The 24,224-nt window shown below is 32.9% G+C and carries 24 protein-coding genes and 2 pseudogenes; 25 read left to right on the top strand and 1 reads right to left on the bottom strand.

Features of this window, described 5'->3' with window-relative positions:
• Nucleotides 1-18 precede the first annotated feature (18 nt).
• On the bottom strand, nt 19-852 hold the full coding sequence (locus tag B8869_RS06030; protein ID WP_084230751.1) for a polysaccharide deacetylase family protein: 834 nt from the start codon (nt 850-852) through the stop codon (nt 19-21).
• 93 nt (nt 853-945) lie between these two features.
• On the opposite strand from B8869_RS06030, the gene rlmD reads away from it, so the two are divergent.
• From rlmD to B8869_RS05910, 25 genes and pseudogenes are all read left to right on the top strand, one after another.
• Nucleotides 946-2,274, top strand: a complete 1,329-nt coding sequence (gene rlmD / locus B8869_RS06025) for a 23S rRNA (uracil(1939)-C(5))-methyltransferase RlmD (protein ID WP_084230750.1) — start codon at nt 946-948, stop codon at nt 2,272-2,274.
• Nucleotides 2,271-2,432, top strand: a complete 162-nt coding sequence (locus B8869_RS11480; protein ID WP_001843395.1) for a hypothetical protein — start codon at nt 2,271-2,273, stop codon at nt 2,430-2,432. Before rlmD ends, B8869_RS11480 begins: the two co-directional genes overlap by 4 nt.
• Entirely contained in the window at nt 2,433-2,717 is a 285-nt protein-coding gene (locus B8869_RS06020; RefSeq protein WP_004830069.1) for a CD1845 family protein, read from the top strand.
• 89 nt (nt 2,718-2,806) lie between these two features.
• Nucleotides 2,807-3,577 (top strand): replication initiator protein A, encoded by a 771-nt coding sequence (locus tag B8869_RS06015; protein WP_084230749.1) that lies wholly within the window; start codon nt 2,807-2,809, stop codon nt 3,575-3,577.
• Nucleotides 3,574-4,425, top strand: coding sequence for an ATP-binding protein (locus B8869_RS06010; RefSeq protein ID WP_084230748.1), 852 nt, complete (start codon nt 3,574-3,576; stop codon nt 4,423-4,425). Before B8869_RS06015 ends, B8869_RS06010 begins: the two co-directional genes overlap by 4 nt.
• The gene (locus tag B8869_RS06005) at nt 4,422-4,907 is read left to right on the top strand and encodes a PcfB family protein (RefSeq protein ID WP_047199663.1); all 486 of its coding nucleotides are present in this window, start codon (nt 4,422-4,424) and stop codon (nt 4,905-4,907) included. Before B8869_RS06010 ends, B8869_RS06005 begins: the two co-directional genes overlap by 4 nt.
• Nucleotides 4,904-5,461: pseudogene (locus B8869_RS06000) on the top strand (type IV secretory system conjugative DNA transfer family protein); the annotation flags it as partial. The gene B8869_RS06005 and the pseudogene B8869_RS06000, both read left to right, overlap by 4 nt.
• A 54-nt stretch (nt 5,462-5,515) precedes the next feature.
• The gene (locus B8869_RS05995) at nt 5,516-7,174 is read left to right on the top strand and encodes a recombinase family protein (RefSeq protein ID WP_084230746.1); all 1,659 of its coding nucleotides are present in this window, start codon (nt 5,516-5,518) and stop codon (nt 7,172-7,174) included.
• Between the two features lie 499 nt (nt 7,175-7,673).
• On the top strand, nt 7,674-9,026 hold the full coding sequence (locus tag B8869_RS05990; protein WP_084230745.1) for an MATE family efflux transporter: 1,353 nt from the start codon (nt 7,674-7,676) through the stop codon (nt 9,024-9,026).
• A gap of 288 nt (nt 9,027-9,314) precedes the next feature.
• A complete protein-coding gene (locus tag B8869_RS05985; RefSeq protein WP_084230744.1) occupies nt 9,315-9,695 on the top strand; it encodes a sigma-70 RNA polymerase sigma factor region 4 domain-containing protein in 381 nt (126 codons plus the stop codon).
• Nucleotides 9,696-9,811: 116 nt separating this feature from the next.
• Nucleotides 9,812-10,207: a hypothetical protein gene (locus B8869_RS05980; RefSeq protein WP_084230743.1), complete on the top strand. Its 396-nt coding sequence runs from the start codon at nt 9,812-9,814 to the stop codon at nt 10,205-10,207.
• A gap of 379 nt (nt 10,208-10,586) precedes the next feature.
• Nucleotides 10,587-12,227, top strand: coding sequence for a MobQ family relaxase (mobQ, locus tag B8869_RS05975; RefSeq protein ID WP_084230742.1), 1,641 nt, complete (start codon nt 10,587-10,589; stop codon nt 12,225-12,227).
• 120 nt (nt 12,228-12,347) lie between these two features.
• On the top strand, nt 12,348-12,833 hold the full coding sequence (locus B8869_RS05970) for a GNAT family N-acetyltransferase (RefSeq protein ID WP_084230741.1): 486 nt from the start codon (nt 12,348-12,350) through the stop codon (nt 12,831-12,833).
• A 106-nt stretch (nt 12,834-12,939) separates the two neighbouring features.
• Nucleotides 12,940-13,104 (top strand): transposon-encoded TnpW family protein, encoded by a 165-nt coding sequence (locus tag B8869_RS05965; protein ID WP_026460218.1) that lies wholly within the window; start codon nt 12,940-12,942, stop codon nt 13,102-13,104.
• A gap of 41 nt (nt 13,105-13,145) precedes the next feature.
• Nucleotides 13,146-13,640, top strand: a pseudogene (locus B8869_RS05960) (type IV secretory system conjugative DNA transfer family protein); the annotation flags it as partial.
• Nucleotides 13,641-13,678: 38 nt separating this feature from the next.
• The gene (locus B8869_RS05955) at nt 13,679-15,517 is read left to right on the top strand and encodes a recombinase family protein (protein WP_084230739.1); all 1,839 of its coding nucleotides are present in this window, start codon (nt 13,679-13,681) and stop codon (nt 15,515-15,517) included.
• 106 nt (nt 15,518-15,623) lie between these two features.
• Nucleotides 15,624-16,049, top strand: a complete 426-nt coding sequence (locus B8869_RS05950) for a hypothetical protein (protein WP_084230738.1) — start codon at nt 15,624-15,626, stop codon at nt 16,047-16,049.
• Between the two features lie 11 nt (nt 16,050-16,060).
• The gene (locus B8869_RS05945) at nt 16,061-16,570 is read left to right on the top strand and encodes a DDE-type integrase/transposase/recombinase (protein WP_200805960.1); all 510 of its coding nucleotides are present in this window, start codon (nt 16,061-16,063) and stop codon (nt 16,568-16,570) included.
• 100 nt (nt 16,571-16,670) lie between these two features.
• A complete protein-coding gene (locus B8869_RS05940) occupies nt 16,671-17,243 on the top strand; it encodes a TetR/AcrR family transcriptional regulator (RefSeq protein ID WP_000079884.1) in 573 nt (190 codons plus the stop codon).
• A 50-nt stretch (nt 17,244-17,293) separates the two neighbouring features.
• Entirely contained in the window at nt 17,294-17,812 is a 519-nt protein-coding gene (locus B8869_RS05935; RefSeq protein ID WP_084230736.1) for a ClbS/DfsB family four-helix bundle protein, read from the top strand.
• A 140-nt stretch (nt 17,813-17,952) separates the two neighbouring features.
• Entirely contained in the window at nt 17,953-19,692 is a 1,740-nt protein-coding gene (locus tag B8869_RS05930; RefSeq protein WP_084230735.1) for an ABC transporter ATP-binding protein, read from the top strand.
• The gene (locus B8869_RS05925) at nt 19,685-21,394 is read left to right on the top strand and encodes an ABC transporter ATP-binding protein (RefSeq protein WP_084230734.1); all 1,710 of its coding nucleotides are present in this window, start codon (nt 19,685-19,687) and stop codon (nt 21,392-21,394) included. Before B8869_RS05930 ends, B8869_RS05925 begins: the two co-directional genes overlap by 8 nt.
• A 2-nt stretch (nt 21,395-21,396) precedes the next feature.
• Nucleotides 21,397-22,914 carry an ABC transporter ATP-binding protein gene (locus tag B8869_RS05920; protein ID WP_084230733.1) on the top strand — a complete coding sequence of 506 codons (1,518 nt, stop codon included), beginning with the start codon at nt 21,397-21,399 and terminating at the stop codon, nt 22,912-22,914.
• Nucleotides 22,904-23,608 carry an energy-coupling factor transporter transmembrane component T gene (locus B8869_RS05915; protein WP_000567178.1) on the top strand — a complete coding sequence of 235 codons (705 nt, stop codon included), beginning with the start codon at nt 22,904-22,906 and terminating at the stop codon, nt 23,606-23,608. Before B8869_RS05920 ends, B8869_RS05915 begins: the two co-directional genes overlap by 11 nt.
• Before the next feature lie 10 nt (nt 23,609-23,618).
• Nucleotides 23,619-24,203: an MptD family putative ECF transporter S component gene (locus B8869_RS05910; protein WP_000791750.1), complete on the top strand. Its 585-nt coding sequence runs from the start codon at nt 23,619-23,621 to the stop codon at nt 24,201-24,203.
• Nucleotides 24,204-24,224 lie beyond the last annotated feature (21 nt).

The raw sequence follows: 24,224 nt of genomic DNA, 5'->3' as shown, positions 1-24,224 counted from the left end.
TCTACATTTGATGAGGGGTTAGTTGTTTGATTGTAAAAATCTAACTAAATTTTTCACACTCGTAGATGGGTTGATGTGGAATCTGTGTATTTCAAGTAAACTTTCAGGATTGTTAGGGTCAAGGTCTTTTAGTTTTGTTGCAGTTTTGTTTGCGCCAATAAAGCCATATTTTAGTCCTGCATCCATAACAGCTTGCTTTGCAATATCATTGACCATTGCTCCTGGATAAGCTATTGCATTTGGGAAAGTTGAAGACATATTGTAGACAACATCATTATTCCAAACTAAATCATTTTTTATTTTGGTGTAGAATTCTTCGTCAGTTTCTCCTTCGAGCTTTGAAGACAAGAAAGTTTTGCCCTTATTCGCACCATCTAAAAATGTACCATCCAAACTATAAGTGTGGCTACCAAATGCAAACACTCCAGACTCAGCCATCTCAATTATTTGAGAGCGAGTTAAGAAATTAGGTCTTTCAAGTTGAGAGCCAACCATAAATAAAGATGCCTTAGCACCATATTTTTTTAAAATAGGATATGCATTTTCATAGTTATTCCTATAGCCATCGTCAAAAGTTATAAAAACAGGATTTTTAGGAAGCTCCATTTCTCCGCTGATAAGTTTATCTAAATCGTATAGAGTTAGGAAAGTGAAATCAGCATCTTTTAAAGCCTTTATAGTCTCTTCAAATTTTTCGTTTGAAATTATATATTCGCTATGGTCGGGGTCTTGGTCGCTTATTCCGTGGTAAGTTATCACAGGGAGAGTTCCCTTGCCAACAGTTCTTATTCCAAACCAATATATCAACCCGAAACTCAAAACTATGATAAATAGAAACATATATTTTTTCATAAAGTCCTCCGTTAAAAATAATATAAGTTATAATCATTCTATCATAAACCTAAGAAACAATCTTCTATGGTATAATTCAAATGAGGAGTGAATATGAAAAAAATACTTACAGGAAAGATAACAGAATCAAAGTTCCCAAACAAGTCAGTGGTTTGCGGAGAAGACTTTGAACTTAAAATAAAGGGCGGAATTAAAGGACAAGTTGTAGAAATTACTAAAGCTGGTCATAGAAAAGGAAAACTTATAAATGTAATAGAGCCATCACCACTTGAAACAGAACATAATTGTGAGCATCTTGAAGTGTGCGGAGGATGTACATACCAAAGATTTTCCTATGAAAATGAAATTGAATACAAAAGAGAACTACTAAATAAATTATATAGAGATGAAGGGTTTGATTTTGATATAGAGATGGTTCCATCACCAGTGTACAGAGAGTATAGAAATAAAATGGAATACACATTTTCCGATGAATACAAAGATGGCCCACTTGCGCTAGGACTTCATATGAAGAATAGATTTTATGAAGTTGTAAATACCACAGACTGCAACATAGTCAGCAGAGACTTCAATACAATAAGAGCTTTTACAAGAGATTATTTTGATGGATTATTGAAGCCGTATCACAAGATGAGACACACAGGAAACTTAAGACATCTTCTTATAAGAAAATCAAGTCTTGGAGAGATATTGGTAAACTTGGTTACAACTAGTGAAGAATTTGACTATGTGCCATATTTTGAAGAGCTACTGAAATTAGAATTAGATGGAAATATCGTAGGTATAATTCATACAAAAAACGATGCTTTATCAGATGCAATAGTACCGGAAGTGGTGGAAGTATATTATGGAAGAGATTATTTAAACGAAGAAGTTTTAGGACTTAAATTCAAAGTGAGCCTATACTCCTTCTTCCAAACGAACACAAAATCAGCAGAAGTACTATACAGCATGGCAAAAGAAATGCTTGGAAATATAGACGACCAAATTCTTCTTGATTTGTACTGTGGAACTGGAACCATAACTCAAATAATGGGGCAGGGAGCAAAAGAAGCTTTGGGAATAGAAATAGTCGAAGAGGCAGTTGAGGCGGCAATAGAAAATGTAAAGTTAAACGGATTGGAAAATATCAAATTTATTGCAGATGACGTTATGAATGCAGTTAAAGGTCTTGAATACATTCCGGATGTGATAGTTCTTGATCCGCCAAGAGAGGGAATAAATCCAAAGGCAATAGACGATATTATAGATTTTTCTCCGAAGAAATTTTTATATATATCTTGTAACCCTGTAACACACGCAAGAGATTTAAAAAGATTTGTTGAAAGAGGATATGAGATAATAGCCATGAAAGCACTTGACCAATTCCCTAAAACTTCCCATGTAGAGTGCATAGCGTTGATACAAAGAGTGAAATCGTGAAAATACTGCATTTTAAGCAGTTTTACAAGCATTATGTATTTGTAGAAGACGGAGAGGGAGGACGAAAAAAAGTCTTAAAAAATTATATTGATGTGAATGTTTGCATTGATATGGTGTGTGGAGATACAAAGAATGCTTTAGAAAGTGAGGACTACTAAATGATGAGATGGATAATAAAAATAATTTTGTTTCCAATTAGCTTGGCATTAAGTATCCTCACAGCATTTCTGACATTTCTACTTGGTATTGGAACAGCCCTACTATATTTGCTGATGATGTTTTGCATATTTGGAGCAATTGCCTCTTTTCTGCAAAAAGAAGTTACCATCGGAATAGAAGCATTGATATTAGGTTTCTTGTTAAGTCCATACGGAATACCGATGGTTGGAGCAACTGTTATAGCTTTTTTACAAGGTATCAATGAAGCAATAAAATCAACCTAAAAAATTTCATAAAAATGGTTACCAAAGGCGATAGAGAAAAAACTATCGTCTTTTTCTTTGCAAATTTTTAAGAGAGGAGGTGATCCTGCATGAACTTTGACTATTTCTATAACAGAGAAGCGGAAAGATTTAACTTTCTAAAAGTGCCTGAAATATTGGTAGACGGAGAAGAATTTAAGGGACTGTCTGCTGAAGCCATTATCCTATACTCCATGCTTTTGAAACGCACAGGAATGTCATTTAAGAATAACTGGGTGGACAAGGAAGGCAGAGTTTTTATCTATTTTACTGTTGAAGAAATTATGAGAAGAAGAAATATCTCAAAGCCTACTGCCATAAAAACATTAGACGAGTTAGACAGCAAAAAAGGAATAGGACTGATTGAAAGAGTAAGGCTTGGACTTGGTAAGCCGAATGTCATTTATGTAAAAGACTTTATGAGCATAATAGCGGTAAAAGAAAATGACTTTCAGAAATCAAAAAACTTAACTTCAGAAGTAAAAGATTTTAACCTCAGAAGTAAAGAAAATGAACTTCAGGAAGTTCAAAATGTTGACTCTAACTATATAGAGAATAATAAGAGTAAGTATAGTAAGAGAGAATATAGTTTTGGGGAAAACGGACTTGGAACATTTCAAAATGTCTTTTTAAAGGACGAAGATATAGGTGAATTACAAATAAAAATGGCAGGAGAGCTTGATAACTACATTGAGAGATTATCAACCTATCTTCAAAGTACCGGAAAAACATATAGAGACCATAAAGCAACAATCCTTTCTTGGTTTTATAAAGATCAGGGAAGTAAGAAAAAAACCAATATCCCTACATGGGAGGAATATAACAAGGGAGTACATTTATGATTAAAGAATTAGAAAAAGTGATGATAGAAGATGTGGAATACAGCTTCAATCATGAAAAAGAATACATCAAAGACGGACACGCCTACTGTAAAGTGTGCCATGAAAGAAAAGATGGAAAAGCATTAGAATTTTTCGGAAAGCAGATGATATTTAAGACAGCTTGTAAATGCGATAGAGATAGAGAAGCAAAAGAAAAAGAAAGACAAAAGCAGCTTGAAATCGAGAGATTAAAAAGTATCTGCTTCACATCCATGATTCAGTGGTTATATACCTTTGAAAACTATCAGGGAAAAGAAAATCAGAGCCTTATCATCGCAAAGAATTTTGTAAAAGATTATGAATTGATGAAAAAGGAAAATATCGGACTTCTGTTCTATGGAACAGTTGGAAGCGGAAAGACCTATCTTGCCTGCTCTATTGCCAATGCACTGATTGAACAGTATCAGATAAGCGTTAAGATTAGAAACTTTGCACAGATAATCAACGAACTGCAAAAAGGCGGATTTGACCTTGATAAAAACGCATATATCGAATCCCTTGTAAACACTTCCGTTCTCATCTTAGATGATTTAGGAATTGAAAGAGATACAAGCTATGCCAAAGAGCAGGTATATAACATTGTGAATAACAGGTACTTAAAGCATAAGCCAACAATCTTTACCACAAATCTTTCATACAGCCAAATTGAAAACTGTACGGAGAGTGTGGAATACCAAAGAATTTACTCAAGAATTATTGAGATGTGTATTCCTGTGATGGTACTTGGAGAAGATTACAGGAAAGTTATTCAGGAAGAAAAATTAAAGAGAAATAAAGAAAGATTACTGACTGGAGGTGAGAGAACTTGATCAATGAAGAAATCGCAAGAAAAACGCTTAACATGGAAGTGAAAGCTGCTAAAGTAACAGGAAAGCTAATTCTGAACTTATTAAAGAAACTGATGAAAGAGGCTGAAAAACTTGGAGGACTGGAAAAGCTGGTTAATGCTAACGGAAATGAAGTAAAGCTAAAAGATATGGTTAAAAAGGGACAGCTTGAAGAAATTCCGGTAGAAGAAGCTGAGCTGAAAGAGTTAAAAAAGGAACTGAACAGATACGGAGTCAAGTTTTCGGTGATGAAAGATAAAGAAAGCGGTAAATACTCCGTATTCTTTCAGGCAAAAGACATGAAAGTCATGGATAAAGCCTTTAAACACGCTCTTTCGGAATCAGAAAAGAAAACGGAAAGAAAAGAATCTATCCACAAGAATATTGAGAAGTTCAAGGAGATGGCAAAGAACTCTCTTTCTAAAGATAAAGTCAAGAATAAACAAAAGGAGCAGAGCCTATGATAGATAAAATACTAAAAGACATCAAAGGCTTATTTAAAGTGCAAGATAAGGCAAAGTTGCTAAAGCAGAACATTCCCTACCTTGCATTTTTCTATGTTGGCAATATCTTTTCTCATCATGTACGAGCCTATACTGGTGGCGATGTGATAGACAAAATCTTCCAAGGAATATTAGAGCTTAATACCATGAGATTTATTCCGAGTATTCATCCAACGGATATTTTAATGGGCGTTGGAGTAGCTGCTTTAATTAAGTTTGTTGTCTATACCAAAGGTAAAAACGCAAAAAAGTTCAGACAGGGAAAAGAGTATGGTTCAGCAAGATGGGGAACGAGAAAAGATATAGAACCGTATATGGATGAAAAGTTCCAGAACAATATCTTGCTTACACAAACTGAACGATTAACTATGAACGGCAGACCAGCTAATCCAAAGTACGCAAGAAATAAAAATGTTTTGGTTATAGGTGGTTCAGGCTCCGGAAAGACAAGATTTTATGTAAAACCGAACTTAATGCAAATGCACTCGTCATATTGCGTGACCGATCCTAAAGGATTAACCTCTTAGGGACAGAGAAAATAATAAAAACTTGGAAAGGAGGTAATTCTCATGTCAAATATGAAAAGAACAGGACAAACAGCCCTTTATGAGCGTTTAAGTCGTGATGATGAAATGCAAGGAGAAAGCAATTCCATCACCAATCAGAAGCAGCTACTTGAAAGTTATGCTAAAAGAAACGGCTTTGTAAATATCTATCACTATACCGATGATGGAGTAAGCGGAACAACCTTTGATAGAGAGGGATTTCAAAAGATGATAAAAGCAGTAGAAGAAAACAAAGTATCTACTGTGATAGTAAAAGATATGAGTAGGTTTGGCAGAGATTACCTCAAAGTAGGCTTTTACACCGAAATACTTTTCAAAGAAAAGGGAGTAAGATTTATTGCTATCAACAACGGAATAGACAGTGAAAAACAAGCAGAAAGCGACTTTACACCATTTCTAAACATTATGAACGAATGGTATGCAAGAGATACCTCAAGAAAAATACAATCCATCTTTAGAGCAAGAATGGAAGAAGGCAAAAGAGTATCACCAAGCGTTCCATACGGCTATTATAGAAACCCTAAGGACAAACAGGAGCTACTTGTCGATAAAGAGAGTGCAAAGGTCGTAAAACGCATTTACAGGCTTGTTATAGAGGGATTTGGAGTAACACAGATAGCAGAGATACTAACCAAAGATAAAGTCCTTATACCGTCTGCCTATGCAGAAATACACTATCCTGAAAATAACCACAGTTCCAAGAAAAGAGGAATAGACGACCCATATTTTTGGACACCGACCACAATAGGCTATATCTTAGAAAAAAGAGAATACATGGGACACACTGTTCTTGGTAAAACAATATGTGTTGATTACAAAACCAAGAAAAGAAGAAAAGCAAGAGAAGATGAACTCATTATCTTTAAGAACACTCATGAAGCCATCATTGATGAAGAAACATGGAAAAACGCCCAAAGGCTAAGAAAAACAGTGAGAAGAAGTCCTAAGTATGGCAAAACATCAAATCCACTTACAGGACTATTAATATGTGCAGATTGTGGCGGTAAATTAAGTTACAGAGAGCCGGCAGAACACAAAGCAAAGAAATATGATTGTGATTATTGCTTTGTATGTCAACATTACAGACACAGAAAAGGAACTTGCAGTATTCACTATATCAAACTAAAAACAGTGAATGAAATTCTATTAAAATCAATCAAAGAAATCACCGACTTTGCAAAAGAAGAAAAGCAAGAATTTCTAAAAGTGATGAACGAGTTATCCGATGAAAAAAGAGAAGAAAAGTATCAAGGAGATAAAGAGAAGTTAGAAAAGCTATCGTCAAGAAATGCAGAACTAACAACCCTTATTACAAAACTGTATGAAGACCATGCACTTGGGAAAATTCCTATAAAACACTTTGATAGATTATTTAATGTTTATGATACTGAGCAACAAGATTTAGAAAAACAAATACAGTATTTTGAGCAAGAAATAGAAAGCTATCATCAGAGAAAAATTGACACAGATAAATTCCTTAAAATGATAGAGAAATATACAGATATTGAGGAACTGACAGTACCAATGATAAATGAGTATATAGAAAAAGTTGTAGTCCATGAAGCCACAGGGGGAAGAAAAGAGAAAGACAGAAAACAACAAGTTGATGTGTACTTTAATTTTATAGGTAAGTTTGAAGTGTCACAAGAAGAATCTAAATAACTTATACAGGAAGAATTTGATGAAATAGATGGGCAACGAAAAAAGAAACACGAATACAATTATATATAATTGGAAGAGGTAAAAGAAAAGACGAAAATTGGTAGTATGTAATGATGGTTTTTTGACGATTTTTGAAGAATATGATAAAATATTATAATATATGGAAAGGGAATTGTTATGAGAATTTATTTAAGAAACCATCCTAAGAACAAACTTAACTCTGTACAAATGAAACCGATGAAACATTGTACAGAGTATAGCAAATAGATTACATTTAAGATTTCATCGGGAAATACAAAAAATTAGGTCATTTAGTTGGCTTTATTTTTGTGTGCATTTCTCGATATACAAATAAAATGTAAAAGGCTATGGGCAATGTTTTGTCTGTAGCCTTTTGTTTTATAAATTATTAAGCAAAAGGCAGATACTATTTTGTATTTATGCCTTTTTTGTTGCATAAATACAGAAAATAAAATATTGAGAAGTGGAGAAATTTTAAATGAACGAAAGTAGAATAAAAATTTTGAAAGAAGAAAATATTGATAAGGCACTTTTTAAGTTAGGTATGCCTATGGTTATCAGTTTGTTGGTAGCTGCTTTATACAATGTTGTGGATACCTATTTTGTGTCTGGACTTGGGAAAGAGGCAGTAGCTGCCGTTTCAGTTGCATTTCCAATTCAACTTATCTTTTTAGGGATAGGATTAACATTTGGTGCAGGGGCAGGCTCTTATATATCAAGGCTACTTGGAGGAAACAATAAAAAAGAAGCAAGTATTGTAGCAACAGTTGCTCTAATATCAAGTGCAATTTTAGGGATAATTATAGCTATTTTATTGTTTTGCTATTTAGATGGTGTTTTGAAATTTATGGGAGCCATCCCCTCTATTATTGAAATTTCTAAGTCGTATACAGGAATATTCATAGTAGGCGGTATTTTGGGAACGATAAATGTAACACTTGGGAATTTAGCCGTTGCACAAGGAGCTGCTAAAATTTCCTTAAAGGCTATGATTGTAGGCTCTATATCAAATATGATTTTAGATCCGATATTCATATTCGGACTTAATTTAGGAGTGAGAGGTGCAGCTATTGCGACACTCATAGCCAGAGTGATAACCAGTCTAATGTATCTCATTTACTTTGTAGGAGATAAAAATTTAATTGAGATAAAGTTACCTAACTTTAAACCAACAGTTGCAATTTATAAGGAGATATTAAAGATAGGTATCTCCATGTTAATACTTCAAATTCTACAAACAATATCTATCAGCAAAATATCTTATGCAGCGTCCTTTTATGGAGAAGAAGCAATAGCTGCAATGGGTATTGTTCTTAGAATTGTAACATTAGGAACAAATGTTGTATTTGGATATATGAAAGGATTGCAACCATTAGCTGGATTTAATTACGGAGCTAAGAATTATGAAAGAGTGAGAGAAGCTATAAAGGCAAGTATTAAATGGACAAATGTATTTTGTGTAGCGTGGACTGTGATAGTTTATATATTTGCACCAAGTATATTATCTATATTTGGGACTGATGAAAATGTATTAAATATAGCAGTACCGGCATTACGAGCAGCTGTAATTATGTTTATAACATTTGGATTTCAGTTTACTTACTCTACCTTGTATTTGTCTACAGGAAAGGCATTAGGGGGAGTATTTCTAAATTCATTGCGACAAGGGATTGTGCTTATCCCTATCATTTTATTGTTGCCTAAATTTATGGGATTAAATGGTGTTATATATGCTCAAACAATTTCAGATTTAATAACAACAATCATCACAATTCCTTTTGCTATTAGTATTCATAAAAAATTGAGATTAGCAATAAAAAACAATTTGTAATTAGGAATTACATCTGCTGATTAAAAAATAAGGAGGCATCTAAGTGTAGAAATAGCTAAGGAGGTAATGTGAATGAGCGTATATTCATATTTTGTAAATAGATTATGGTTTATAATGCCTTTTTGGTTCATTTTTATATGAATATTTTCTTGAACAATTAAATAATCTAATAACAATAAGAGTTAATTTAATTGTTATTTTCGGAGGACTTTTTACGCCAAATTGTAGAAGTCCTCCTTTTTTATTCTCAAAAAACAAAACAGAGAGCAGGAAAAGGAGGATAACTAAGTGGCTAAAGAATATTACCTTTATGTAAAAGGAAAATCCGTACCCGTAAGCGAAGAAGTATATAAAGCCTACTGGAAGATAACAGAGCATGAAAAGTATCTCCAAAGAAAAGATTGGAAGCATAATGTTATATCATTTTCAGCATTGGATCACGACGGACATTTTGTAGATAACATTATAGATGAAAAAATAGACTTAGAAAAAATTGTAGAAGTAAAAATGCAAATTGAAGAACTTCATAGAGCATTAAATACTCTAACAAAAGAAGAACAAGAGTTAATGGAAGCCATCTTCTACAGAGAAGAAAGTCTAAGGTCAATCGGTAAAAAAGAAAAAGTAAGCTATCAAGCAATTGGAAAAAGGAGGGATAAGATTTTATAAAAACTAAGAGAGATATTAAAAGATAAAATTTAAGAGTAGAAAGAGAAAGGCTATTTACCTATAAAAAGGTATTTAGCCTTTTTCAATATAAAAATATTAAAACGGAGGGAATTACCATGAAAGAATTAGATAATGTAATCAGCCAATTAGAAAAAGAAACTAAGAAAAAAGAACAGGCAGAAAACAAAATCAAGCAATTAAGACAGAAGAAATCTCATCTTAAAAGAAAGGCAGATACAAAAAGAAAAGTAGAAAAAGGTGGAGTATTTGAAAAGTTTGAAAGACAAATAACAGGTGCAGAAGAAAATACAGATAATGATTTAATCTATGCCTTTTTAGACTATGTATTTTCAGATAACAGATATAGAGAAAAATTAAAGGAACTAACTGAAAAGCATTTAAGCGAAAAGGGGATATCTTTAGAAGAAACTTCAAATACTGAAAATGAAAACAATGGGATAGACGATGAAGAAACTGAAAAGGACTTGGAAGAATTTGAAGATGAGATATAAGCAATCGGAAAAATTAAATAAGAAAATTAGAGCATAGCAGAGTGAAATCATTTTAACACTTTGCTTTTTTGTTGATTTGAAAAATCTACAAAAAACAAAGTCCACAGGGATTAAGGGGGAGTAGCCCCCTTGAACAAATAAAAATGCTTTAGCGTTTTTGTTTCCTTAGCGGAGTGTATAGCTTTCTGCAAGAACGCAAAGCACCGAATGTAGTCGGTGTATCTTTGCGCCCTTTGAAAAAGGGAGCGAAGATACTTCCGACATATAGAGATAAGAAAACAGTTAAATAGAATATCGAAAGAAAGCAAATGAGCAGATGAAAGTAAGATAACCTATCTGCTAATTCTAAAAATATTAAAGCAGAAAGGAGCATACCATAATGGAAGCAAAAAGTTTGCATACCCATGTAGATATAGTTACAAGGTCAAAAGGAGCAAGCGTAATTGCGAAAGCGGCATATAACGCAAGAGATAAATTGAATGATGAACACTATGGAAAAGTTCATGACTATTCTAAAAAAGAAGACCTTGTATTTTCAAAAATATTTCTGCCGGAACATATCCCAAAAGAGTTTTCTGATAGAGAATACCTATGGAATAGTGTAGAGAAAATAGAGAAAAGTAAAAACTCACAACTTGCAAGAAATTTACTTTTTACACTTCCAAGAGAATTAAATGAAGAAGATAGGATAAAGCTAATCAGTGAGTTTATAGAAGAAAATTTTACTTCTAAAGGAATGATAGCAGACTGTAATATCCATAATCCTTTAGCAAGCGATAATGGAGAGCAACCGCATGCCCATATCTTACTTACCCTTAGAGAAATTGACGAACATGGAAAATGGAAACCCAAATGCAGAAAAGAATATATCCTTGATGAAAACGGAGAAAAGATAAAACTAAAAAGTGGAAACTATAAATCAAGAAAAGTAAATCTAAACGATTGGAACGAACCTGACAAAGCAAAAGAATGGAGAGAAAACTTTTCTAAAAAGGCAAATGAATATTTAGAGAAAAATGGTATCGACAAAAGAATAGATCCACGCACCTTTGAAGAACAAGGAAGAGAAGAACTGCCACAAGTTCATTTAGGCACAGCAAGCTACCAGATGGAGAAGAAAGGTATAGCCACAGGAAGAGGAAATCACAACCGAAAAATCATAGCCTTTAATTTAGAGTTTAAGAAATTAAAAGAAGAACTATCAAAACTGACTTCTTGGATAGACTCCTTAGTTGGAAAACTTCAAACAAAGTATGATGAATATAAGCAAGAGAAAAAAGACGAACTGGAGAACAAAGCAGAACTCTTTAACCTTTATGAATACATTTCTATTTATCACGACTTACAGGGAGAAAAAGCAAGAGCATTAAAGCCTTATGCAAGCAACAAAAATATGGCTGCTGACTTTAGACGATTTTCAAAAGCAATCTATTACCTTAGAGATAATAAGCTACAAACCATAGCAGACTTACAAGAAAAAATAAGTAATCTACAAGCAGAAAATAAGAACATCAATCAACAAGTTAAGGTTAAAAGTAAAAGAATAGAAAACTTAAATAAGTGTTTTACTTATGCGGACATTATCAAGGACAACAAAGCAACTTATGAGGAATGGAACAATAAAACTCTATTCAAAGATAGCTTTTACAATTCCCATAAAGATGAAATAGACAAATACAAAAGAGCAAGAAAAATGATTGAACAGTTTACAGGTTCATCAGCGATTAAGAGTAAGGATTGGCAAAAAGAAATAAAAAGCCTTGAAGTTGAAATTACTAAGCTAAATAAACACTCTCAAGCTATCAAAGAAGAATACGAAAATATTGACCATATCAAATATGCAGTAAAGATAGTCAATGATAATTATGGAATAGACCTATCCATTGAGATAGACAAGGCAATCAAGCGAGGAGAAAAGCCAAGTGTAATTGCACAGATTAAAAAGTACCAAGAGCAACAGGAGAAATACGAAAAGAAAAAAGAGAAAACAAAAGATTATTATAGAAATGAGGAAAGGTAGTATATTTTAACTTTATAGATAACTGTCAAGTGGCATATAAAGCCAATATAGAAAAAAGGCGTAAAAATGGTATAATATTAGTTAATGTTAACAAATAAATTGCAGTTATGGAGGTAAGTAATGTTGAGATTAAGACCTTATAATATAAATGATGCAGATACAATTCTTTCTTGGAGTAAAGATGAAATGTCTTTTTACAAATGGTCTGCTGGTGTTTTGGGAGAATATCCAATAACAAAAGAAAAATTTGATTTTGTTAATAATCTAATGGCTTTTACAGCTATTGAAGATGATAATATAATAGGTTTTTTTACAATGAGAAGACCTTTAGAAAACTTTGATGAATTGAGGTTTGGTTTCATAGTTGTTGACCCTTCACATCGTGGCAAAGGATATGGGAAGGTAATGCTTCAGTTAGGTTTAAAGTTTGCATTTGAAATCTATGGAGCAAAAAAGGTTTCATTAAGCGTTTTTGAAAATAATGAACCAGCATATTTATGTTATAAAGCAGTTGGTTTTGATGATGTAATTCTTGATAAAACAGAAAAATATAATGTTTTGGGAAAAGAATGGGAATGTAAAGAATTGATGATTGAAAATAGGTAAATCCAATTTTGTAAATTGAATAATTTAATAATAACTAACACAGGAACAGTAAATCAAAAAAAGGTTTACTGTTTTTTCTTCGCCTAAAAAACGGAAAGGAGGACTTATGGAAGAAGAAAAAAGAGAAATAAAAGCGCCACCTAATAAACAGTTAATTATGGATATTGGAAAGACAAAATACACTGTAAACCTACATTTCAAGCAAGGAACAGGCGAAACATACAAGGATAAAATACTAAAGCTAATCAAGAGAGAAACAGAGAAGATATAAATTTGTCAAAGAAATTTTGTTTATGTCCTTGACAAATCTTCCCAAAAGGAACAATAGTCCTTGAGTGTGGCAAGATGCTTGAAGATAATGGCTATGAGATTAAAATTCTAAATACCATAAACTTCAAAAAATCCATGAAATACAATCCTTTTGCATATATTCGTTCTGAAAAAGATATTCTAAAGCTTGTTCAGACAATTATCGCAAACACGAAGGGCGAGGGAGAAAAAGCAGGTGAGGACTTTTGGGTGAAAGCTGAGAAACTCTACTATACGGCACTTATCGGCTACATCTGGTATGAGGCTCCAAGAGAAGAAAAGAACTTTGCAACACTACTTGATATGATAGACGCTTCAGAGGTAAGAGAAGATGATGAAACCTACATGAATCCGATTGATAGACTCTTTGAAGCATTGGAAAAGAAAGAACTGACACACTTTGCGGTGAAGCAATATAAAAAGTACAAATTGGCTGCTGGAGTAATAGAATTAAGGAGAACACTTAATCACTATTTTAGTGAAATATGTACTTCTTAATTCTTTTTTATTGAAAAATTAAGAGAAAGGGGGTAAAAATGAGGAATTTTGAAAAGATAACAGCACTCTATGAGAGATTAAGTCGTGATGATGAACTGCAAGGAGAGAGTAACTCTATCATCAATCAGAAAAAAATATTGGAAGAATACGCAAGCAAAAATAATTTGTCAAACATCATTCACTTTACAGATGATGGAATCAGTGGAACGCAGTTTGACAGACCGGGATTTATGGCAATGATGAACGGAGTCAATCAAGGAAATATTGGTTGTATCATTGTAAAAGATATGAGCAGACTTGGCAGAGATTATCTCAAAGTCGGTCAATGTATGGAGATACTAAGACAAAAGGGCGTAAGACTAATCGCTATCAATGACAATGTAGATAGTTTTTACAGAGAAGATGATTTTACCCCTTTTAGAAATATCATGAACGAATGGTATGCAAGAGATACATCAAGAAAAATCCAATCGACTTTCAGGTCAAAAGGCGAAAGTGGGAAACATACTGCAAGTACACCGCCTTATGGCTATATCAAAGATGAAAAAGATAAAAACAAGTGGATAGTAGATGAAAAAGCAGCAGAGATAGTAAGGCGAATATTTAACCTGACCATGCAAGGCAATGGTCCGTATCGAATAGCAAAGATATTGGAGAGTGAAAAAGTAGATATACCAGCCTATCATCAACAGAAATTAGGCTATGGACTATATCAAAGCAAAAACTTTGAACATCCCTATCGTTGGTGCAGCTCAACCATAGCAAGCATTTTAAAGAAACAGGAATACTTGGGACATACAGTCAATTTCAAAACAAGAAAACACTTCAAGGACAAGAAAAGCAAATATGTATCCGAGGATAACTGGCTTATTTTTGAAAATACACACGAGCCAATTATAGATCGAGAAACCTTTGACAATGTGCAAAGGATAAGAGGAAATGTAAAAAGGTATCCTGACGGTTGGGGAGAATATCACCCACTCACAGGACTGATGTATTGTGCAGATTGTGGAAGTAAAATGTATGTTCATAGAACAAGCAATTACAAAAATATACCCTATTACACTTGCAGTGCCTATACTAAAACACCTTGTGGCATGCTTTGTCCATCAGCACACAGAATAAAAGCGGAAGTAGTCTTAAATTTAATACAAGACACACTAAAAGATATTAAAAAATACCTTGATGAAGATAATGAAGCCTTTATCTGTTCCATTCAAAATGAAATGGAAGAAAAAGAAAAAATAGAGATAGAAAAGAAAAAGGTAAGATTAACGGAAAGCCAAAACAGACTTAGGGAACTCGAACGACTTATGTGCAGAATTTACGAAGATATGATCCTTAACAAAATACCAAATAGCAGATATGAGATACTAAACAATCAATATGAAACAGAGCAGATAACTTTAAGCAAAGAGATCAAAGATTTAGAGCAGCAGGTATCAAGATATGAAAAAGAAACAGACAGAGCAAGAAAATTTATATCTCTTATCAGTCGTTATGAAAACTTTGATGAACTTACAACTACAATGATAAATGAGTTTGTAGAAAAGATTATCGTACATGAAAGAGATAGAAAAGGAAGTCAGACATCAAAGCAAAAGATAGAAATTTACTTTAATTTCATAGGTAATTACGAACTACCACAGGCGGAGTTAAGCGAAGAAAAAAAACAAAAACTTGAGGAAGAAGAAAGAAAAATCGAAGAAAGAAAAGACAAGCTACATCAAAATTACCTAAAGCGTAAAGCGAGTGGAAAACAGAAAGAGTATGAAGATAAATATAAGGCAAGAAGAGAACAGAAGAAACAGGAGAAAATAAAGGTTTTGAAAAGAGTGGGGATACCGGTGAGTGAGTATATAAAAACAAATATTTAAATCTGTAATGTGATAAGACATATGTTACAGAAATAAATAAAAAAAGAGAGATACTTTGATATAATAGTTTTTAACGACAGAAACAATATCAAAAGGAGTATCTCTCATGAAAAGTATAACAGAAGAAATGAGATTTCGCCAGCGTTTATGTGAATATGCTTTAAAACATGGTGTAACAAGTGCAGCCAGACGATATCAAACCAATAGACAGTTTGTATATCGTCAATTAAAAAAATATGATGGAGATGTACGAAGCCTTGCTTTAAAATCAAGAAAACCGCACAATAACCCAAATGCCCATAATGAGGAGGAACTTGGCTTAATTCGGCGTATGCTTAAGCGTAATGGTATATATGGGCTTGCAGAAGTATATGTAAGATGCAAGAGAAAAGGATACACAAGAAGTTTTGGAAGTATGTGTAAACAAATACGAAAGAGGGGCTATATAAAGCCGAAAATACATCGTAAAAGCTATACAAAGTATGAAGGAATGGATGGTATATACCCTGGGGATAAAGTAAAGTACAGGTAGATATCAAATATGTGCCGGAAGAATGCGTAAGATTTCCAAGCTATGGAGATAGATATTATCAAATAACTGCAATAGATGAATATAGCAGAAAAAGGGTGCTAAAAATAGTCAAAGAAAAAAGTACATATGAAACTAGCAGATATTTGCTTGAATTAGAAAAGAATATGGGATTTAAAATAAATACAATACAAGTAGACAATGGATATGAATTCGTAAATGATGCAGAAAAGACCAATAGAAAAACAAGATTTCAATTAGTTGCTGATTATTTGGGAATGAAGATAAAAAGAACAAGACCATATTCACCATGGCAAAATGGAAAAGTAGAACGAAGTCATAGAGAAGATGGAAAAATACTCTATGGTAGAAAGATATTTAGAAGTGAAAAAGAACTGAAAACGGCTGTAAGAAAACATATGCAAAGATATAACAGCACAGCTAAGACCAGTCTTAATTTCAAAAGTCCTAATGAAATAGTATCCGAGTATTTCTCAAAGTGTAACATATGTCTTGACAACTAAGAAGTATATAAAAACAAATATTTAAATCTATCTTGACAAATATTGAATTTTAATTTATTATTAAATATAGATTCAGTATTGGAATAGAAAGAGGTGTGCTATGGCACAAGTATTAAAAGAAGAAGTTAGAAATAGAATACTCGAAGCAGCAGAAAAAGTATTTTATAAAAAGGATTATAGAGGTGCCAAATTAACAGAAATTGCAAAAGAAGCAGATATTCCTGTGGCACTAATTTATACCTATTTCAAAAATAAGGCAGTTTTGTTTGATGCAGTAGTAAGTTCTGTTTATATAAACTTCGAGTCAGCTTTTAATGAGGAAGAATCTTTGGAAAAAGGTTCTGCTTCTGAAAGGTTTGATGAAGTTGGAGAAAATTATATTCATGAACTTTTAAAAGATCGTAAGAAGTTAATTATTTTAATGGATAAAAGCTCAGGTACAAAGCATACAGAAGCAAAACAAAAACTCATATCGCAAATGCAGGTTCATATTGAAGTAAGTTTAAAAAGACAATCGAAACAGGAATATGATCCAATGCTTGCCCATATTTTAGCCAGTAACTTTACAGAGGGACTTCTTGAAATAGCAAGGCATTATCAAAGTGAAAAGTGGGCAAAAGATATGCTAAAACTTATTGCAAAGTGTTATTACAAGGGAGTGGAATCATTGTAAGTTGATTTGATATTTAAATGCGATAAATTTAAATTTTTGGAGGAGATATTTTGAAGATATATAAAGATAAAGAAGAACTGAAATCTGAGATAAATAAAAGTTTTGAAAAGTATATTTCTGAATTTGATATTATTCCTGAATCTCTCAAAGATAAGAGAGTCCCTGAAGTTGACAGAACACCAGCAGAAAATCTTGCTTATCAACTCGGATGGACAACATTAGTTTTGAAATGGGAAAAAGATGAGAAAAACGGTTTTGAAGTAAAGACACCGTCGGATATGTTTAAATGGAATCAACTTGGAGAATTATATCAGTGGTTTACCGATACTTATGCTCATTTATCGATAGAAGAATTAAAGAAACGATTGAAAGAAAATATTATATCTATCTATACAATGATTGATACACTAAGTGAAGAAGAATTATTTCAACCGCATATGAGAAAATGGGCTGATGAAGCTACTAAAACAGCGACATGGGAAGTTTATAATTTTATTCATGTTAATACGGTTGCCCCTTTTGGAACGTTTAGAACTAAGATTAGAAAATGGAAAAAGATTGTGCTATAATTTTTGATTTGCTGATACAGTAATTTAAAAAAATATAGTGATCGGATAAAATAGACTTTGCGTAATCAGCAAAGTCTTACTTTAAACCTTAATACTGAATTAAAATTCAATATTATTCAATTTTGAAAGGAGAGTTGTTCATGCCGGAAAAAGAATTAAGAAAAAAAGTGATTGGGAAAAACGGCTTATCCAATTCACTTCTTGCTTTAAAAATAGTATTTGATTTGATACCACAAATCTTACTCGTATATTTGATTAGTTCTTTAATCACAAACAATATTAGCGAAGATAATTTGAAATATATTTTCTTAGGAATCTTTACTTCATTTGTATTAAAAGGAGTGTTTTATTATTTTGCAACAAAGGTTGCCCATGAGAAAGCATACGAAAAATTAACAGAACTTAGGTTAGATATTATAGGTCATCTGAAAAAACTGAGTTTGGGATTTTTTAAAGAACATAATACTGGGGAGCTTACCAACATTGTTCAACATGATGTAGAACAAGTGGAAGTATATCTTGCTCATGGTCTTCCTGAAATAATGTCAGTTACACTTCTGCCTACCATTATTTTTGTAGCTATGATTTTTGTGGACCTACGTCTTGCTCTTGGAATGATTGCCGGAGTTCCACTCATGTATTTGGTAAAAGTTCTTTCACAGAAAACAATGGATAAAAACTTTGCTATTTACTTTAACCATGAAAACAAGATGAGAGAAGAGCTAATGGAATATGTAAAAAATATTTCTGTGATTAAGGCTTTTGCTAAAGAAGAGGAAATTAGTGAAAGAACATTAAAAACGGCAAGAGAATATATTTACTGGGTTAAAAAGAGCATGGGGATGGTTACAATTCCAATGGGACTTATTGACATATTTATGGAAATTGGAGTAGTTATTGTCATGATTTTGGGAAGTATATTTCTTTACTATGGAAATATTACAACACCTAATTTTATACTTGCCATTATTTTATCGTCTGCTTTTACTGCATCTATAAGTAAGACGGCTACATTGCAACATTTTTCTATTGTGTTTAAGGAAGCTCTAAAGGCAATTGGAAAAGTTTTAACAGTTCCGCTTCCAAAGAAAAAAACAGAACAAGGTTTAGAATTTGGAAACATAGAATTTAAAGATGTGAATTTTGCATACGGAAAAGATAGCTTTGAGCTTAAAAATATCAATTTGAATTTTAAGAAAAATAGTTTGAATGCCTTTGTAGGAGCAAGCGGTTGTGGAAAGAGTACGGTATCTAATTTGCTTATGGGATTTTGGGATGCAGATGAAGGACAAATACTGATAAATGGAAAAGATATAAAAGAATATAGCCAAGAAAATATCTCAATGTTGATTGGTAGTGTGCAACAAGAAGTTATCCTTTTTGATTTAAGTATTTTTGAAAATATAGCAATCGGAAAACTAAATGCAACAAAAGAAGAAGTTATAGAGGCAGCTAAAAAAGCAAGATGCCATGATTTTATTTCAGCATTACCGAATGGATATGAAACACGAGTAGGTGAAATGGGAGTTAAGTTATCCGGTGGAGAAAAACAAAGAATCTCCATAGCAAGAATGATACTGAAAAATGCACCGATTTTAATATTAGATGAAGCAATGGCAGCTGTTGATAGTGAAAATGAAAGACTAATCAGTGAGGCGATTGATGATTTAAGCAAGGATAAAACTATCATTACAATTGCTCATCATCTAAATACGATTAGAGATTCAGACCAGATTATAGTTATGGATAAGGGCGTTGTTCTTGATGCAGGAAGCCATGAAGAACTGATGAAAAGATGTGATTTTTATAAGGATATGGTTGAAGCACAGAACAAGGTAGATAGATGGAATTTGAAAGAGGTGGTAACAGAAAATGTTTAGAGAAATGTTAAAGCTGCTTACAAAAACCGGCAAGAGAGATTTGATTATATCAAGTGTATTCTTTGCCCTTTATGGACTAAGCTCCATAGCCATGATTGTTATCGTATTTTCTATACTGTTTCAGATATTTGATGGGACGAGTTTAGCAAGTTTATATAAAGATTTTATTGCAATTGGGTTACTTGTAGTGTTCAAAGGTATTTGTAATATGGTCGCAGATATGAAAAAGCATAGTGCAGGTTTTGATATTGTTCAGCAAATCAGAGAACGCATGATTATTAAATTGAAAAAATTCAGTTTGGGATTTTATACCAATGAAAGACTGGGAGAGATCAATACAATTTTACACAAAGATGTTGATAATATGTCTCTTGTTGTAGGACACATGTGGTCGAGAATGTTTGGCGATTTTTTGATAGGTGCAGTCGTATTTATCGGTCTTGCAAGTATTGATTTCAAACTTGCTATTCTAATGGCTGTATCTGTTCCGATTGCACTTGTCTTTCTATATCTGACAATTAAGCAATCTGAAAGAATAGAGAATCAGAATAATTCAGCACTTCTTGATATGGTTAGCTTATTTGTTGAATATGTTAGAGGAATACCTGTACTAAAGAGTTTTTCAAACAATAAAAGCTTGGATAATGAGCTTATGAACAAGACAAAAAAGTTTGGAGAAACAAGCAAAGTAGCTTCAAGATTCAAGGCAAAACAGCTATCTATATTTGGGTTTTTACTGGATATTGGATATTTAGTTCTTTTAATTGCAGGAGCAATACTTGTTATAAAGGGAAGTCTTGATGTACTTAATTTTATTATCTTTGCAGTAATTTCAAAAGAGTTTTATAAGCCGTTCGCTTCTATGGAACAACACTATATGAACTATGTTTCGGCGGTAGATAGTTACGAAAGACTTTCAAGAATTTTATATGCAGATGTAATCCCAGATAAAGTGAATGGAATTGTTCCGAAAGATAATGATATAGCTTTTGATAACATTGGATTTTCCTATGAAAAAGATGAATTTAAAATGGAAAAATTGAGCTTTTCTATTGCTGAAAAAACAATGACAGCCTTAGTTGGAGAATCAGGTAGTGGAAAGACCACTATAACCAACTTACTTCTAAGATTTTATGATGTGCATAAAGGAAAAATTACACTCGGAGGAATTGATATAAGGGATATTCCTTATGATGAGCTTTTAGACCGTATTAGCATTGTCATGCAGAATGTTCAATTGTTTGATAACACGATTGAAGAAAATATCAGAGTAGGTAAAAAAGGAGCTACAAAAGAGGAAATCATTGAAGCTGCAAAGAAAGCAAGAATACATGATTTCATTATGAGTTTACCAAAAGGTTATGAAACTGATATTGGCGAAAATGGAGGAATTTTATCAGGTGGACAAAGACAAAGAATATCTATTGCAAGAGCTTTTCTAAAAGATGCACCGATTTTAATTCTTGATGAAATGACAAGTAATGTTGATCCTGTAAATGAATCTTTGATACAGGATGCTATTACAGAACTTGCAAAGAATAGAACTGTACTTGTAGTGGCTCATCATTTAAAAACAATTCAAAAAGCTGACCAAATTCTCGTATTTCAAAAAGGAAATTTACTTGAAAAAGGAAAGCATGGTGAACTTCTTGCGAAAAATGGTTACTACACAAAATTATGGAAAGCTCAGTATGGGGTATAACCATGATTTTGCTAAAAGATGTTTCTTATGAATGGGAAGATGGACGAACTGCTTTAAAAAATGTCAATCTTGAAATTAAAAAAGGTGAATTTGTTTTAATTTCAGGGAAAAGTGGAAGTGGTAAAAGCACTCTTGGAAGTGTAATGAATGGTCTTATTCCACATTATTACAAAGGCAAAATGCAAGGGGAAGCCTTTGCGTCCGGAAAAGATATAAGCAAGTTATCGCTTCATGAAATAGGGCATATTGTAGGGACTGTATTTCAAGATCCAAGAAGTCAGTTTTTTACGACAACGACAGATGAAGAAATAGCTTTTGGGCTTCAAACCATCTGCAAATCAAGAGATGAAATAAAACAGAGAGTAGCAGAAGTATATGCAGAACTGGATATTGAGGAACTGGAAGGAAAATCTGTTTTTGAATTATCAAGCGGGCAGAAACAAAAGATAGCTATTGCAAGCATCTATGCAATGAATCCGAAAGTTTTAATTTTAGATGAGCCTTCAGCAAATTTGGATATGAAAGCAACATTTGACCTGTTTTTAATTTTGGAAAAATTAAAGAAAAAAGGAACAACAGTTGTTCTAATTGAACATCGTTTGTACTATGTAAAATCTTTATTTGACCGTTTTCTTTTGGTGAAAGATGGAGAAATTGCACTGGACTTGAGTCGGGAAGAAGTTATTCATCTTGAAGGGGAGTTTTGGGATGAGAATGGATTAAGAACTCTTGAATTAGAAGAATACAGGATAAGTGAGAAGAAAGGCTCATATCAATTAAATGATGAAAGTATCAGCGGGAAAGGCTTGAGATTTTGCTATCCGAATGTAGCTAAGGATGGAAAGAAGCAAAAACAGTACATTTTAAATCATCTTGATTTTAATATGGAGTGCGGAATAGCCATTGGTCTTATCGGTTTAAATGGTACCGGGAAAACTACCTTTGCAAGAGTGCTTTCAGGACTTGAGAAGATAAAAGAGGGGAAGATATGGGCGGGAAAAGATAAGTCGCTTAATCACAAAGATTTAATGGATATGTCATATTTTGTCTTTCAAGATTCAGACTATCAGTTGTTTTCGGAAAGTGTACTTGATGAAATGCTACTTGGTATTTCAAGTAAAACTAAAAAAGAAAATACCCAAAAGGCAAAGTTTATTTTGAATGTACTTGGCTTAGATAAATATATAGACAAGCATCCGTTTGCTTTATCAAGAGGAGAAAAACAAAGATTGACAATAGCTTGTGGAATGATGAAACAGGCAAAAGTTTTCATCTATGATGAACCAACATCAGGTTGTGATAAAGACTCAATGCTTTCAGTCGCAAAACTGATTGAAGAACAATTAAAAAATGGGACAACAGTTTTGGTGATAAGTCATGATTTTGAGTTTTTAGCAAACACAGTGAGTGAGCTATGGGTAATGGGAGATGGAAAAATAGAAAAGGTTCTGAATATGAGTGAAAGTAATAAATTTCTCATATTAGACAAGATGAGAGGAGGTAGAGAACTTGATAGATAGAAAAACAGTCGATCCGAGAATAAAACTTATTCTACTTCCAATTGCCTCCTTTACCAGCTTTTTTATAAGCGATACAATCCTACTTTTCGGACTGATTGTCTTTGCCTTTTTTCTGTATGTATACAGTAGTATGTGGAAAAGAGCATTACGCTTTATTTTGTTTTTTGTGCTTTTATACTGCATAGAGTTAGGGCTTGGAAAGTTTCGTGAAGCAAGTATCGTATTTGCAATATATATGTTTATTTACTTTGCATCAAGGATGACCTTAATTGCTATGTTTGGTGGATATATAACAAAGACTACAAGTGTAAGTGAAATGCTTGAAGCATTAAATAGAATGAAAGTACCAAGAAGCATTGGTATACCTTTTAGTGTTTTGCTTAGGTTTGTACCAACTATAAGAATAGAACTCAAGGCATTAAAAGAGAATATGAAGATTCGAGGAATCGTAACAAGTAGATTTTTCCCGTTGCTACATCCATTTAAATATATTGAATATACGCTTGTTCCACTTTTAATGAGGATGATTAAGATTTCAGATGAACTGTCAGCTTCAGCACTCATTAGAGGACTTGATAGTGATGAGAACAGGGTTACATTGACAAAATTGAGGTTTAGATGGGCGGATTTGTTGATTGGACTATTAGGAGCTTTGATGATTGCTCTTGTGATAGTAATACAGAAAATTTATTAGGAGGACTTTTATGAAAAACAAATTAAATGGTCGTGATTTTATTACAATCGGAATCTTTAATGCAATTGGAATTGTCATATACATGGTGGTTGCATTTGCTATGGCAACAACAGTGATTGGAGGATTTATTGCTTCAGGAGTTAGCTTTATGGTAGCTGCTACCGTTTATATACTTATGGCTTTGAAAGTTAAAAAGAAGGGCGTATTTACAATATCAGGAACGCTTCTTGGTTTAATTGCATTGTCAGGAGGACATTTGCCTCATGCAGTCTTTGCTGTAATCGGTGGAATTATATGTGATTTGATTATAGGAAATTATGAGAGCAAGGGACGAATGATTATTGGATATGGGATATTTGCATTAGCAGATTTTTTAGGAACAGTAATTCCTGTGATTTTATTCGGGACAGCTTCTTTTGTGGAAAGAGCATCAAAATGGAAAATGAGCGAAGCACAAATAAATGAAGCATTATCTTATTTCAAAGTTTCGTGGGCAGTAGGATTTGGCTTGATAACTTTTGTTCTTGCTTGCATAGGAGCATTCGTTGCAACAAAGATACTCAAAAAGCATTTTGAAAAAGCAGGAGTGATTTAATAATAAATTTACTTAGGAGGG

It is taken from the genome of Peptoniphilus asaccharolyticus DSM 20463 (assembly GCF_900176115.1).
In the GTDB taxonomy this organism is placed as follows: Bacteria; Bacillota; Clostridia; order Tissierellales; family Peptoniphilaceae; genus Peptoniphilus; species Peptoniphilus asaccharolyticus.
Note: the sequence above shows the minus strand (reverse complement) of the source record. Positions and strands in the feature narration are given on the sequence as shown.